Source organism: Microbulbifer hainanensis, from assembly GCF_014904735.1.
Taxonomy (GTDB): domain Bacteria; phylum Pseudomonadota; class Gammaproteobacteria; order Pseudomonadales; family Cellvibrionaceae; genus Microbulbifer; species Microbulbifer hainanensis.
Genome location: NZ_JACZCR010000031.1, coordinates 106,946 through 121,539, shown reverse-complemented (window position 1 = coordinate 121,539; position 14,594 = coordinate 106,946). Strand labels below are relative to the sequence as shown.

The 14,594-nt window shown below is 58.7% G+C and carries 10 protein-coding genes; 4 read left to right on the top strand and 6 right to left on the bottom strand.

All coding sequences use genetic code 11. The features are described 5' to 3' along the window. Positions 1 to 3: 3 nt before the first annotated feature. Together IG168_RS12610 and IG168_RS12605 are read right to left on the bottom strand one after the other, a co-directional pair. Positions 4 to 2,208: an FUSC family protein gene (locus IG168_RS12610; protein ID WP_193164757.1), complete on the bottom strand. Its 2,205-nt coding sequence runs from the start codon at positions 2,206 to 2,208 to the stop codon at positions 4 to 6. A 12-nt stretch (positions 2,209 to 2,220) separates the two neighbouring features. Then, positions 2,221 to 3,441, bottom strand: a complete 1,221-nt coding sequence (locus IG168_RS12605) for a cation:proton antiporter (protein WP_193164756.1) — start codon at positions 3,439 to 3,441, stop codon at positions 2,221 to 2,223. A gap of 483 nt (positions 3,442 to 3,924) precedes the next feature. On the opposite strand from IG168_RS12605, the gene IG168_RS12600 reads away from it, so the two are divergent. The 3 genes from IG168_RS12600 to IG168_RS12590 all read left to right on the top strand — a co-directional run bounded on the left by IG168_RS12600 (position 3,925) and on the right by IG168_RS12590 (position 8,085). Next, positions 3,925 to 5,622, top strand: a complete 1,698-nt coding sequence (locus tag IG168_RS12600; protein WP_226876935.1) for a BCCT family transporter — start codon at positions 3,925 to 3,927, stop codon at positions 5,620 to 5,622. Between the two features lie 80 nt (positions 5,623 to 5,702). Next, positions 5,703 to 6,128 (top strand): DUF1810 domain-containing protein, encoded by a 426-nt coding sequence (locus IG168_RS12595; protein ID WP_193164754.1) that lies wholly within the window; start codon positions 5,703 to 5,705, stop codon positions 6,126 to 6,128. A gap of 124 nt (positions 6,129 to 6,252) precedes the next feature. Next, a complete protein-coding gene (locus tag IG168_RS12590; protein WP_193164753.1) occupies positions 6,253 to 8,085 on the top strand; it encodes a M14 family metallopeptidase in 1,833 nt (610 codons plus the stop codon). A gap of 64 nt (positions 8,086 to 8,149) precedes the next feature. Here IG168_RS12590 and aceE read toward each other — a convergent pair whose 3' ends face one another. The 3 genes from aceE to IG168_RS12575 all read right to left on the bottom strand — a co-directional run bounded on the left by aceE (position 8,150) and on the right by IG168_RS12575 (position 12,729). Then, positions 8,150 to 10,861 carry a pyruvate dehydrogenase (acetyl-transferring), homodimeric type gene (gene aceE / locus IG168_RS12585; protein WP_193164879.1) on the bottom strand — a complete coding sequence of 904 codons (2,712 nt, stop codon included), beginning with the start codon at positions 10,859 to 10,861 and terminating at the stop codon, positions 8,150 to 8,152. 149 nt (positions 10,862 to 11,010) lie between these two features. Continuing rightward, on the bottom strand, positions 11,011 to 12,195 hold the full coding sequence (gene megL, locus IG168_RS12580; RefSeq protein WP_193164752.1) for a methionine gamma-lyase: 1,185 nt from the start codon (positions 12,193 to 12,195) through the stop codon (positions 11,011 to 11,013). 51 nt (positions 12,196 to 12,246) lie between these two features. Continuing rightward, complete coding sequence (locus IG168_RS12575) at positions 12,247 to 12,729, bottom strand: Lrp/AsnC family transcriptional regulator (RefSeq protein WP_193164751.1); 483 nt, start codon at positions 12,727 to 12,729, stop codon at positions 12,247 to 12,249. A 324-nt stretch (positions 12,730 to 13,053) separates the two neighbouring features. Between IG168_RS12575 and IG168_RS12570 the strand changes: the two genes are divergently transcribed. After that, on the top strand, positions 13,054 to 14,022 hold the full coding sequence (locus tag IG168_RS12570) for an alpha/beta fold hydrolase (protein ID WP_193164750.1): 969 nt from the start codon (positions 13,054 to 13,056) through the stop codon (positions 14,020 to 14,022). An 87-nt stretch (positions 14,023 to 14,109) separates the two neighbouring features. Here the strand turns inward: IG168_RS12570 and IG168_RS12565 are convergent, their stop codons facing one another. Next, a complete protein-coding gene (locus IG168_RS12565) occupies positions 14,110 to 14,493 on the bottom strand; it encodes a DoxX family protein (RefSeq protein ID WP_193164749.1) in 384 nt (127 codons plus the stop codon). Positions 14,494 to 14,594: the final 101 nt, after the last annotated feature.

Sequence of the window (14,594 nt, the reverse complement as noted above, 5' to 3'; positions counted from 1 at the left end):
GGCTCAATAAAAACGCTCCTCATTCCAGCGCGGCCACTCAATCCCCCTGGCCGCGCGGACCAGTGCCAACAGGGATTGGCTGATTCCCTGCGCTATGCCAACGATTCGCAGGATGTGCTCGGTCTCCGGCGTAACCGACATATCGGAATCCGCGGCAGCCGCCTGCAGTGCCGCCGCCAGCGTTTGCTGCTGCGCCTGCCGGCTCTCGTCCAGCGTCGTATCGCCGGAGACATGCACTTCCACTCGGTTTAGCGCTGCCGCAAACTCCGCCAACGCGGCACTGACGGATGCTCGCCAGGCGTCACTCACCGTGGTGTGTTCCCCCTGTACTTTATTCCCCCGTTGCCGGCTGGCCTCAACTAGGTTTCGTATCTGGAAACCCAGGGTGTCCGCCGCAGATACCAGTTGCTGCAGTTGGCCGCTCGAATCGACCGGCAGATAGCGCGACTCAACCAGCTTCGACCAATTGGCAAGCCTGGCTGGAAGTGTAGCCAGCGCATGACAGTGGTAGCGGATCCGCCAACTTCGCAATGAAAGGTCCACGGGTGATTGGGCGCCGCCTTGCCCAAACGTCGCCAAGTCCGACAACAGAGTGGCGCAGCTATGGACGAAACTGCGCATCTGTCGCTGGAAGACTTTTTCCGGACGGGGGGAAAAGGGAAAATAGCTGACGACGGCAAGCAGTAGAAATACCAGCGTAAAAACCATCCACAATGTCGTGACACTCAGAAAGCTGTAGCTCTGCGAATTGTTGATAGCGACGAAGCTGACAAACAGCGCCAATAAAAACATTTTGACCGGTTGCTTCGCCGGACTGCCGAACTTCTGGCAGATGCCGAAGGTTACGGCAAATATCAGCAGGCCGAGCTCGTGAAAGCCCGTGAGTCGGGGCATGACCAAAAGATAAATCAGGCTCATCAATACACTGACAGCAGTAAATGGCAGCACAACCCGCAGTGGTCTCAGTTGTGGCGTGCCGGCCAGGGCCAACGTCAGAGAGCCGGTGAGCATTACAAAGGTAGGGCCACCCGGCAGGCCATCCACATATAAATAGACGAGATAAGCCATCCACAAGGCGAGCATGATCCGCAGGGTCGTCGCCACCCGGTCAGTGTCCGGCATCCAGCCCAGCGTGAACCCGGTGAAGACCGGCTGCCTGCCTTCGGGAAACTTTTTTTGTCGGCCGGGCTCCAGCGCCGCGCGCAGCGCATGTGCCTGTGTACCGAGGTCAACCAGCTGGTGACGCAGCAACGCCAGCGATCCGACGTCGTACAATGGCTGCGTCTGCAGCACTGAATTGTCCGCTTCCAGCGCGCTTTCCGCGCCGTAATGCGGCGGCTTCTCTCCACGTAATAGTTGCCCCGCTGCGGCCAGTTGCTGTGCCACACCGCGCGTAAATACCTCCAGGTTGGGAAAGAGTTTTTCCGGAGAAAAACCTTTCGGCACAGTCAGGCCCTCCGCCAACTGTTCCAGCGCCGACGATACTCGCGCGGACTGCAGCAGAACCCCGCGCCATTGCCGCCGACTTTCCCAGATGTCATAGCTGTCGGCGATCGCCGCCTCCAACTGCGCGTCGAGGCCGGCCTGCAGACGGATAATATCGGCACGCAATTCTTCGCTCTGCCCTAGCGGACGGTCAGTCCGCAGCGCGCTACAGCATCGCTCGTAGAGTTGGCTCTGGCTGGTGTTCAGGGCAGTCAAGGCGTCGAGAAACTGATCGCGGCTGTGACGGGGCCAGATCAGCATCGCGACCAGGCTGTACACGAGAATGCCCAGACCCGTTTCCTGTGCCCGTAAAATAGCGACCTGGAATGGACTCGCCGACGTCGTCACGACACTGACGCAGATAATTACGCTGACAAAACCGCAGACGTTCCAGAAGTAGGCGCGATTGGAGCCCTGCATCATATAAGCGCAAACGCCAACCCACAGTGAAAGTCCCACCATGAACATCCAGCGCTCCTGCGGGAACAGGCCAATCAGGCACAGTGCCACCACGGCCGCGACCAGCGTACCGAGTAAGCGCAGCGCGCTCTTGTTCAGCGACAGTCCCAGTGTCGACAGGCTTACCATGGCGACTGCGAACCCTCCCCACATCGGCTTGTTCCAGCCGGCGCCCAGGGCGATGCCATAGGTCAGCGTCATTGCCGTCGCCGTTTTCACGGCTTCCTTCGTTGTACGCGTCAGCTTGAAGCTCTCGATATTCACATCGGCGCCGCATCAGTGACCAGGGGAATGCTTTCCGCGCTTTTCCGCGCGAGCCAGTCTGGCGACCAGTGGATTGGCGCTGAGACCGTGGGCAATCACGCTCAGGAGAACGGTACAAACCACCACCAGGGAAATCGTTTCGCTGCCGGGCAACTGTTTGCCCAGCACGATGACGCCAAACACGATGCTGGCCAGTCCGCGCGGGCCAAACCAACCCATAAACCACTTTTCAAAGCGATTCGGGCCGGTGCCGGCAAGACACAGATATACCGGCAGCATCCGCACGACAGTCAAGCTCAACAGCGCATACAGCAATACTGACCAGGTCAGCTGGCCGAAATAGTTACCCACGACAGCGGCACCGAACACTACCCAGGTCAGCAGTGCCAGGGTATCGCCGATTCCTTCCGCAGCGGTCAGGAGCTCGGACTTTTCCTCTCGCGCCAGTGCGCCAAACAGCAACCCGCCGGAAAATGCCGCAATAAAACCGCTGCCGCCGATCCACTGCGCCATCGCAAAACAGCCCAGCGCCATCGCCACCACCGGCAATTGCCGCCAGGTTTCCTCAATCCAGCCGAGTCGCACTGCACCGCGCAACAGCTTCGCCATCAGAAAGGTCAGCGCAACACCCACCACCAGGCCGATACCCAGTTCCTCCAGTACCAGTGTCACCGCCAACATGGGAGTCGCTTCGCGCGTCGCCTCACCAGTGGCCAGCGCAAGAAAAATAAACAGGATGGGAACGCAGATACCGTCGTTAAGCCCGCTCTCCACATTGAGGCCCTGGCGGATATAGTCCGGCACGTCCTCGTTAGTCACTACGGCCTTCCCCAACGCCGCATCTGTGGGCGCCAACATGGTTGCCAGTACTGCCACAGTGAATAGGTCAAGATCCGGTAGAAGCAGCACACCGAAGAGAATGCCAAGCGCAATGGTCAGCGGCAGCCCCACAAGCAGTAACCGGCGCGGCACCGCAATCGTCTGACGCAGCACCCTCAAGTCGGCGTTGGCCGCATCGGTAAACAGCACCAGTGCCAGGGTCAACTCCGCCAGTGACCGCAACCCCTCAGAGCCCACGTTCAACGTGAGCAACCCGAGACAGTGCCCCCCCAACAGTAAACCAAATAATGTGTATACCAGGGCGCCATTAATCGGCGTCCGGTCGGCGCGGCCGCTGATGGCACTGTAAACGAACACAAACAGCGCCAGGATTGTCAGGTCGGCATAGTTCATGAATTATTGGACGTAATTTTGATCTGTGCGTACGCAGCTGGCGAACAGTCGGTGCGCGGTGTGGCTTTATCATAGCTGGCCTGGCGGGGTCTTTTGCCGGGCGAAGTCTGGACAGGGGCTCATCAAGGTAAAAAGGGATCACGGCCTTTGGTCACCAGGGCCGATGTCTCACCGGTTTCATTAATACGCTTCATCGGTACACCCCTGGAAGCCGCGTCGAGCAACACTTCTAGACCGGTGAGTCCCATGGCGGATATCTGCTCACGCCATGGCTCCATCGGATCCTGGAGCCAGACTGCGCCATGACCGAATACCGCGGATTCACTGCGAATATTCTGGAACGAACTGGAGCCTTCCCGCGCCATTGTCTAGGCTTTATACGTCACATCACCGTGGCAAGATTTCAGTCCGCTCACCTTGCCAATCCAGAGCTGACCAGACAGGGATGCCGCCAATCCACATGACGATTTCGTGGAGATTCCCTTGTCATCGAACAGCTGGAACAAAATCATCGACAAGCCGACCTTCCTCGGCTCCCTTTTTCTGTTACTGGCAGTCACCCTTCCGTTGATCTTCTTTCCGGAAGCCGGTGCAGCCTGGGTGATGAGCGCCAAGCAGTTCGTCACTGACAAGCTTGGCGTTTTCTATCTCACCCTGGGATTGGGTGCGATACTCTTCATGATTTACGTGGTCTTCAGCGATATCGGGCAGATCAAGCTCGGCACTGCAGAGGAGGATCCGGAATTTTCCACCATGACCTGGGCGTCCATGTTGTTCTGCTCTGGTATCGGTGCCTCGATCCTGTACTGGTCGATGATCGAGTGGGCATTTTATTACCAGACCCCGCCATTCGATATTCCCGGAGGCACGCCGGATGCGGTGCGCTGGGCCGCAGCCTATGGAATTTTTCACTGGGGACCGCTGGCCTGGGCTATTTACCTGATTCCCGCACTGCCCATCGCCTATTTTTACTATGTCCGCAACCACAGCGTACTGAAAATCAGTGAGGCGCTGATGCCGGTGCTCGGCGAGCAGCGTGCCCGCGGCCCCCTCGGCAAGCTGGTGGATGTGTTCTTTATCTTCGGCATGCTCGGTGGCGGCGCCACCACGCTGGGTCTGGCCGCGCCGCTGATCAACCAGGGCGCCCATGAACTGTTCGGGGTGCCGACCAACCTCGCCACCCGCATCACCGTGCTCCTCATCTGCACCGCGATTTTCGGTTACAGCGCCTACGTCGGTCTGAAAAAAGGCATTCGCCTGCTGTCCGATATCAATATGTGGCTGGCCGCCATCCTGCTGCTTTTCGTATTTCTCGTCGGCCCCACGCTGTTTATGCTGAACACCGGCCTGGATGCATTTGGCAGGGTACTGGACAATATTTTCCATATGGCCACGTGGACAGAACCCTTCTCACAGTTCAAGGAATTCCCGGATACCCACTTCCCGCAGGACTGGACCATTTTCTATTGGGCCTGGTGGCTGGTGTTTGCGCCTAGCGTGGGGCTGTTTATTGCCCGTATCTCCCGCGGCCGGACTATCCGCGCCATGGTTGCCGGGTCGATTTTCTTCGGAACCCTGGGCTGCTTCCTGTTTTTTATGGTGCTCGGCAACTACGGTATTTATCTGCAGTTTACCGAACAGCTCGACGTGATCGACATTCTCAACAATCAGGATGCGACCACCGCGATCTTCGCCATCCTCGGCACCCTGCCCCTGAGCAAGTTTGTGATTGCGCTGTTTACCGTCCTCGCGATCATATTTACCGCGACTACCTTCGATTCCATCTCCTATATTCTGGCGGCGGTAGTCCAGAAAGAAGTGGACGAGGAACCGGCGCGCTGGAACCGGCTGTTCTGGGCTTTCGCGCTTTCTTTCATGCCGGTTACGTTGATGTTCCTGGGCGGCCTGGAAACCCTGCAGACCGCCAGTGTGATTGGCGGCGTACCACTGATTCTCGTGGCGTTTTTACTCTGCGTCTCCATCGTCCGCGCGGCGCACTACGACCTACGTTACCAGCCGGACTACGAGAACAAGGAGATCTATATCGAAGAGTTTCCCGAAGAGGATCCCTGGACCGAAGACGGCACCTGGGAGCAACCGGAAACGGGCGAGCACGGGCTGTCACACAGCGACAAACCCCACATCGAGGGGGATCCGGACAGCCATCCCTCCAGGCTCTAGTATCTCGCGGGCAGCCGCTGGCTGCCGCGGGAGCGCTCTGGTTTAATCACCGCTATTAGCAGCAGATTCAGGAAATCCGCATGAATGACCCTTTCGACCTGGAGCGATTCGAGAAAGCCCAGCGCGATGTCTATGCCGACGCGCTGGCGGAACTGACCGATGGCCAGAAGCGTTCTCACTGGATGTGGTTCATTTTCCCGCAGATCGCCGGACTCGGGCACAGTGCCATGGCGCAGCGCTACGCGATCAACAGCCTGGAGGAGGCGAAGGCCTATCTGGAACATCCGGTTCTGGGGGAACGACTGCAGGAGTGCTGCCAGCAATTGATGCAACTGGAAGGCAGATCCGCGCACGATATATTCGGCAGCCCCGACGACATGAAACTCCGCTCATCACTGACACTGTTTGCGGCTGCAGAGCCGAGAAATTGTATTTTCGAGCAGCTTCTCGGGCGCTATTACCGCGGGCAGGCGGATACGCGCACACTGGAAATACTGCAACCGTAAATCGCCAGCGCCACAACCCCACCGATTAATACCCCGAGCAATGCGCCTTGGTGGCAATTGCCCTATCATGGACGCATCAAACCAATAAAACCGGTTATCGACTGCTTTTGGGGATCGATTGTTCATGTTTACTTCCATTACCCGGGCAAGCACTTCCCTGCTCGCCCGCTGCCTTGTAACGGCCGCCGTTATTGCACCCTGTACCGCCCACAGTGAAGCGCCAGTGAGCGCACCACTGCCGAAACTCCTACCCTGGCACGGCGCTTCGGAACAGCTGATCGTGAACAAGGGCGATTGGGTCACACCCGCCGAGGCCAGCGCTTTTCGCACCACGCCGAATTACCGGGAAACCCGCGCGTTTATCGATCGCCTGGCAGCGGCGAGCCCGGACATCAGGACCATGGATATCGGCACCTCCTCCGGTGGGCGCAAAGTACAGCTGGTCACCCTGACCGCCGGCGGCAGCGACCCCAAGACCAACGGCAAGCCCACCCTGCTGGCGCAGGCGGGTATCCATTCCGGTGAAATCGACGGCAAGGATGCCAGCCTGATGCTGCTGCGGGATTACGTCACCGGTAACCGCAAACTGCGCCAGCTGGTAGAGCGCGCCAACTTGCTGATCGTGCCGATCCTGAATGTCGATGGCCACGAGCGCACCGGTCCCTACAACCGCATGAACCAGCGCGGCCCGGAAAACGCCGGCTGGCGCAGCAACGGCAACAACCTGAATATCAATCGCGATTACACCAAGCTCGACACGCCGGAGCTGCGCGCGGTGATGGATGTCATCAACAGCTACAAGCCGGATCTCTATCTCGACATTCACGTCACCGATGGTGAGGACTACCAGTACGATATTACCTACGGCTATACCGCTGCATTTGCCAGCGATTCCCCCGACATCGCCCACTGGCTGGACAACAGCTTGCGCGGCAGGCTAGACAAGGCGCTGACCGACGCCGGCCATATCCCGGGACCGCTGGTGTTCGGCGTGAACCCGCAGGAATTTTCTGACGGCATCACCCACTGGACCGCCCTGCCTCGTTTTTCCAACGGCCTCGGCGACCTGCGCCACACACCGACAGTACTGATCGAAAACCACTCCCTCAAACCGTTCCGGCAGCGGGTGCTGGGCACCTATGTGTTTCTCGAAGCAGCCCTGCAAGCGCTGGGAGAGGATAGGCAGTCTCTAGAGAAGGCCATCGCCAGCGACCAGAAACGTCGCCCCGAAACCCAGGTGCTCGCCTGGGATACCAACAAGAAGCCGGACCTGACGGTTTTTGCCAAGCAGCCGTTCAAGGGCATGGCCTACAAGAAAGCCATGAACCCGATTACCGGTACCGAACAGGTCGTGTGGCTGGGCAAGGCCAAGGATTACCCTGAATTGCCGGTCTTCGCCGACAACGTCAAGGCGGTGGAAGTGCGCGTGCCCAGGGCGTATTACCTGCCGAAAAAAGACGCACTGGTGCTGGCCCGCCTGAAGGCACACGGAATACAGGTCAGCGAGCCGCAGCGGAAATCCGCCAAACTGACGCAGCTGACTGTCGACGGCCACGAGTTTGCCGAGAGTCCCTTCGAGGGGCACTTCCGCGTTTCCGGTACTTTTTCCGAAAAGCCGGTGCAGGTCTCACTGAATGACTTCGTCAAAATCAGTACCGACCAGCCGCTGGGAAGCCTGGCGGTCGCGCTACTGGATCCGCGCGGGCCGGATTCTTTATTCCAGTGGGGATTCTTCAACCAGATTTTCCAGCGCACTGAATACGCCGAGCCCTATGCACTGATCCCGCTGGCGGAGAAGATGCTGCAACAGGACCCTGCACTGAAAAAGGAATTTGAAAAGCGCCTGCAGGATAAGGCGTTCGCCGACGATCCCCGCGCGCGCATGGACTTCTTCTACCAGCGAAGCCCCTACTATGATCAGGCCTATCTGAAGTACCCGGTACTGACGGAATACTGAGGGCTTTCTGATAGAGTCCCCTACCGGATGCCAAAATGAAACCGGTTGGGGGCTCAATCCTCGCTCACACAAATGGCTCGCCGAGAAATTCGCGTTCTGCTGCGCGGGGAAATTCACCAAAAATGTCGAGTTCTTCACCCAGTGAGCTGAGCCTGTCAGCACTGATCTCCCCTCGGTCACAGAGTGCCGCCAGCGCGGCATAGGCAATACTGGAGGCATCCACTTCGAAATACTTGCGTAGGTGCTGCCGTGATTCACACACTCCGAAGCCGTCGGTGCCCAGTGTCACGTACTGTCCCGGAACCCAGCGCGCAATGCTGGCGGGCAGCGCGCGCATATAGTCGCTACACGCCACTATCGGGCCATCCACCGAACCGAGTACCTGCTCCAGGTAGGATTGGCGTTTTTTACCGGGCGCCATCCGGTTCAGGCGCTCTACCCGCTCAGCATCCCGCGCCAGCTCCGTGTAACTGGTCACGCTCCACACATGCGCCGCGATACCGCGCTCAGCCAGTAAAGTCTGCGCTTCGAGTACCTGCTGCATAATGCTGCCGCTACCGAAAAGCTGCACCGATGGCTGCTCTCGCCCTCCACTGTCCGCCGGATGGAAAAGATAAAGACCCTTTTTCACCCCCTCCTCGATTCGCTGCTGCGCAGCGTCGGGGATCGCCGGCATCGGGTAGTTCTCGTTGTAAACGGTAATATAGTAAAAGACCTGCTCACCCCGCTCGTACATCACCTCGATACCGTCGCGCAGCAGTATTGCCAGTTCGTAGGCAAATGCGGGATCGTAGCTGCGCAGGTTCGGCACCGTCGATGCCAGTATGTGGGAGTGGCCATCCTGATGCTGCAGCCCCTCGCCGTTCAGGGTGGTACGACCGGCGGTGCCGCCGAGCAGGAAACCACGACACATGCTGTCGGCACAGCCCCAGATCATGTCGCCCACCCGCTGGAAGCCGAACATACTGTAGAAGATATACAGCGGTATCGTCGGTACGCCGTGGTTGGCATAAGCGGTACCGGCGGCCAGAAAAGACGCCATGGCACCCGCCTCGCAGATCCCCTCCTGCAGAACCTGCCCGTCCGCCGCCTCGCGATACGGCAGCAGGCTGTCGGCATCCACCGGCAGGTACTTTTGCCCACCGGGGGCATAGATGCCGGCCTCACGGAACAGCGCCTCCATGCCAAAAGTGCGCGCCTCATCCGGAACGATGGGTACTATGTACTTGCCGACCTGCTTGTCTTTGATCAGCTTGGCCATAATGCGCACCACCGCCATGGTGGTCGACAGGGCGCGCTCTCCGCTGCCGTTATAGAACTCGTCAAACAGTGCGCGGTCCGGCGCCTTCAGCGCTGCCCCCTCTACCCGTCGGTACGGCATACCACCGCCGAGCGCGCGGCGCCTATCCCGCAGATAGCGTAGCTCCTCGGAGCCCTCTTCCGGAGAATAGAAATCGGCGCGCGCCAACTCCTCCTCCGCGAGCGGAATGCCGAGTTTCCTGCCGATAGCGATGCGCTCCTGGGCGGAAAACTGTTTCTTTTGGTGCGCGGTATTTTTACCCTGGGTCGAATCACCCAGGCCGTCCCCTTTTACCGTTTTGACCAGTATCACGGTGGGCTTGCCGGAGCTTTGCGCCGCCCGGGCAAAAGCGGCAAAGATCTTTTTCGCATCCTGGCCGCCGCGTTTGATCTCCCTGACCTCTTCATCGGTCAGGCTACTCATCAGTGCCTGCAGTTCGGGGGAGTTCTCCACCCAGTGCTCGCGCTGTGCACCGCCGGGCCTGGTTGAATACATCTGGTAATCGCCATCCAGGGTTTCTTCCATGCGTCTTTGTAGCACGCCGCTGTGATCATTTTGCAGCAAGGTATCCCAGCCACTGCCCCAGACCACTTTGATCACTTGCCAGTCGGCACCGCGGAAACTGCGCTCCAGTTCCTGAATGATCTTGCCGTTGCCGCGTACCGGGCCATCGAGGCGCTGCAGGTTGCAGTTCACTACCAGTACCAGGTTGTCGAGTTTTTCCCGTGCGGCGATATTGATGGTACCCAGTACTTCCGGCTCATCCGCCTCGCCATCACCGATAAAATTCCAGATCTTGCCGCCGTTAGCTGGTTTCAACCCCCGGGCTTCCAGATATTTGGTAAAACGGGCTTGATAAATGGCTGAGGGCGTTGAAAGGCCCATGGAAGCGGTTGGCGCCTGCCAGAATTCCGGCAGCTGGCGCGGGTGCGGGTAAGACGGGAGACCGCCACCGGGCTGTAACTGGCGCCGGAAATTACGCAGCTGCCGTTCGGTGAGCCGCCCCTCCAGAAAGGCGCGCGCATAAATACCGGGTGCGGCGTGGGCCTGTACGTTGACCAGGTCACCACCGTAGTCCGCGTCTCGACATCGAAAGAAATGATTGAAGCCCACCTCGAGCAGGGTAGCGGCGGAAGCGTAAGTGGCGATATGGCCGCCCACACCGGTACCACTATCGGCGCCCTGCAAGACCATGGCGATGGCATTCCAGCGGATCATATTTTCAATCCGCTGCTCCACCTCGAGATTACCGGGATAAGCCGGCTGCTCGGATAGGGGTATCGTGTTGCGATAGGGAGTGTTCAGTGGAGCCCCGTCCAGTTGCACACCGCGGCTGACAAGGCGCTCCTGCAGCACCCGCAAGATTTCCTGTGCGCGATCAGCGCCCTGGTGGCGCAGGATATCATCGAGCGATTCCAGCCATTCCTGCAGCTCTAAATCCTGCTCCCCAATGAAGTCGTGCGGATTGACTTGCATATTCACGATGCGCAATTTCCGGTTCAGTTTTTATGGGAAAAGCCGGATCGCAGTCGACGGCCGGGCAACAATGAACCCCTGCTCACACCTGCCCGGACGCGGTTTTGCGATGGCGATATTATTATTCTCGGACGTTAACCGACAGGTGATCAGAGGATACTGGCAAGGGCCTGATCCAGATCCGCCATAATGTCTTCGGCATTCTCCAGGCCCACCGCAAGCCGGATCAGCGTGCGGGAAATCCCCGCTTCCGCCAGTTCCTCGGGCGCGTAGGTGGAGTGTGTCATGGATGCCGGGTGCTGGATCAGGGTCTCCGCATCGCCGAGGCTGACCGCACGTTTGCACATCTTTAGCTGATTGATAAACGCCACGGCCTGCTCGAAGCTGCACTTCAGCTCAAATGCCATCACGCCACCGGCGCCGTGCATCTGCGTGCTGAGCAAGCGGTATCCGGGGTGATCCGGGAGACCCGGGTAATAGACCTTTTCGATGGCACTGTGGTCCTGCAGGTGTTCGGCCACCAGCTGCGCATTTTCGCTGTGTCGCTGCACGCGCAGATGCAATGTTTTCAGGCCGCGAATGACCAACCATGCGTCGTGGGGGCTCATCACCGCACCCATGTCCTTGCGCGTAGTCATCTTGATATGATCGATCAGCGCACTGGGGCCACACAGGATACCGGCCACCACATCGCCGTGTCCGTTCAGGTACTTGGTTGCAGAGTGCAACACCAGGTCGATGCCATGGGTTGCCGGGCGCTGCAGGATCGGCGACATAAAAGTGTTGTCAATGACGGTGATAATACCGTGCTCCTGCCCGATCGCGGCGATGCTATCCAGGTTGATAACCGTCAGGCAGGGGTTGATCGGCGTCTCACCGTAAATCACTTTGGTATTCGGCTGGATGGCGGCACGTACCGCCTGCGCATCGGCGAGATCCACGAAGCTGACCTGAATGCCCAGTGCCGGCAGCTGATGATTGAATAGCGCGAAGGTGCAGCCGTAGAGACGATGGGAAGTGATCAGGTGATCACCGGCCTTCAGTAAAGCAAAAATTGCCGCGGATACCGCACCCATCCCGGAACCGAAAGCGGCTGCGCTTTCGGTTTCTTCCAGCACTGCCATGCGGGCTTCCAGCTCATCGACGGTGGGGTTGCCCAGCCTGGAGTAGATATGCCCCTGGGCTTCGCCGGCGAAACGATCCGCGCCCTGCTGCACATCCTCGAAGACAAAGGTCGACGTCTGGTAAATCGGCGTTGACAAGGGTCCGTGCTCGCCCTGGGACTTCTTACCACCGTGGATGGTATTGGTTTCTATGTTCTTAGATTCCCACATGTGTGCCTCTTTTATCGTTATAAATCGGCGGGCCACACAGATGCGACCCGTCTAGGGTTCCGGCAATTCCAGTTGTGTCGTCTGCTTGAGCGCCTTCAACACGATGCTGGTATGGATCCGGGCAATGCCCGGTAAAGGTATGAGCCGTGTAGCGATGAAGCGGTCGAGTGCCCGGTTGTTCACGGTGGAGACCTTGATCATGTAGTCGTACTCACCGGTAACGTGATAGCACTCAAGGACTTCCGGCATGGCCACCAGGCGATCCAGTACCTCGGCGATGCGTTCGTGCTGGTGCAGCTCCAGCGCAATCTCGATCAGGGCCAGGTTGTCGTGGCCCAGCTTTTCCCGATTGAGCATCGCGGCATAGCCGCTGATATACCCCTCTTCCTCCAGCCGCCTGACCCGGGCCAGCGTGGCCGGAGGCGACAGGTGCACGCGATCCGACAGTTCCACATTACTAATCCGCCCCTCGGCCTGAAGGACCCGCAGAATGGCAATATCGGTACGATCCAGCGACGAAACTGAGTTTAACATTAGGCGACCTTTACGGATTTAAATTAGGCAAAGTCAACATTATTACGAATATTATTCACCTTCAAGCCAGCTCCGCCGAACCAGGTGAAGAATATTTCGCTGCAGCCTGGGCGAGCTTGTCGAATGTTAGGCGGGGTCAGGACTCCCCACGGGGTGGTTTTGGCGCCGGATTTACAGCCGCCTCACTCCCACCTGCTGCTCCTAGCGAGGGAACCCGGGGCGCGCGGCACCGCGATTTTTTCGCCGAGACACACTGTTGCAGATCGGTGCAAACCATTACTCTGAGCCAAAGCACCAGGACACAACAACGAAGCAGGAGCAGCGATGAGCCACAAATTGCCCTACGGACTGGAACAGTACGGAATCCAGTTCCGCACCGTCGCGACCAATGGTATCCACCTAAATGTGGCCGAGGCCGGCGCAGGCCCGCTGGTGTTCCTGCTACACGGTTTTCCCGAGTGCTGGGCCAGCTGGGGGCCGCAGATCAAGTTCCTGGTCGACAGGGGCTACAAGGTTGTTGCGCCGGAAATGCGCGGCTACGGCGACAGCGATGCGCCGGAAGATATCGCCGCCTACGACACGGTGGAGCTGGCAGCCGATGTAATCGGCCTGCTGGATGCCTATGACCAGGAGCAAGGCGTGATCATCGGCCACGATTGGGGCTGTATCGTTGCCTGGCACACCGCCTGGCTTCACCCGGAGCGTATCAAGGGCGTCGGCGGACTGAGCGTGCCCTGGTTCGGCCGCGGCCAGACCGATACCCTGAGCGCGCTGAAACGGCAGATGGGCGACAACTACTTTTACATCATCGATTTCCAGAACGCCGCCGCCCACGAGGCCCTGAACCGCGACAAAACCCGCTCACTCGAGGGCATTCTCACTGGCCGCTTCGAACTGCTGGGGCAAGAAGCGGATGACCGCGGACTGCTGGAGCGGATCACCCTGCCAGACGAGCCCCCGGAATACATGCCGCGGGATTTCCTCGATTACATCATCAGCCGCTACCAGCGCCATGGCTTCGAGCCACCACTGAACTGGTACCGCAACTTTGCACGCACCTGGCAGCGCACCGCCGCGCAAACGGACAACACCATCACCGTTCCAGCCATGTACCTGACCGGCAGTAAAGACTGGACCAATCTCTATGCCCAGGGCATCGGCCTGGACATGCACACGCAGTGCAGCGATTTACGCATCAATGAAGTGATCGAGGCGGGGCACTGGCTGGGGCAGGAAAAGCCGGAATGGGTGAACGGAAAAATTGCGGAGTTTCTGGCATCGATCGGCCATTAACCTTGCAAGTGCCCATGTATAACTCCCGGAACGCCGGCAGCTAGTCTCGCGAATCCAGACAGCGCTGCCGGCGCAGAAAGACTGCGATCAGCTTGCCAGTCCCGGGGCAATGGGATTCAGTATCAGCCTGCCATACGCAATAAACGCACAGATAGCCGCCACGACAAGCCAGTAAATGACAGAGCTGTAGCTCGCTGCCCCGGAAGACAGGTGCAGCACGCAAAAGAGCAGCATTTCCAGCGCGATTACAACCGCTGCAATTGGAACCAGGTAACCCAGCGGTTTGTAGAGCAGTGGCACAACCAGACACAGGCTTAAAAACAGCTCCAACACCCCCATTGCCAGCCAGGCACTGTGGGGAATTGCGTTCAGGGACGGCACAGTTTGCTCGGCATTGGAAAATTTCCACACCGCACCCATGGCCGTATGAAGCGCCAGTAGAATTTGCAGAACCCACAAAAAAATATTCATCGCTTTCTTCCTTAAATAAACGTCGGTTTAAATTGCTTATCAATCCAGCTGTCGGAAACTGAACGCTTCGCGGACCCAAGATCTATTCGCACAGTACCCTT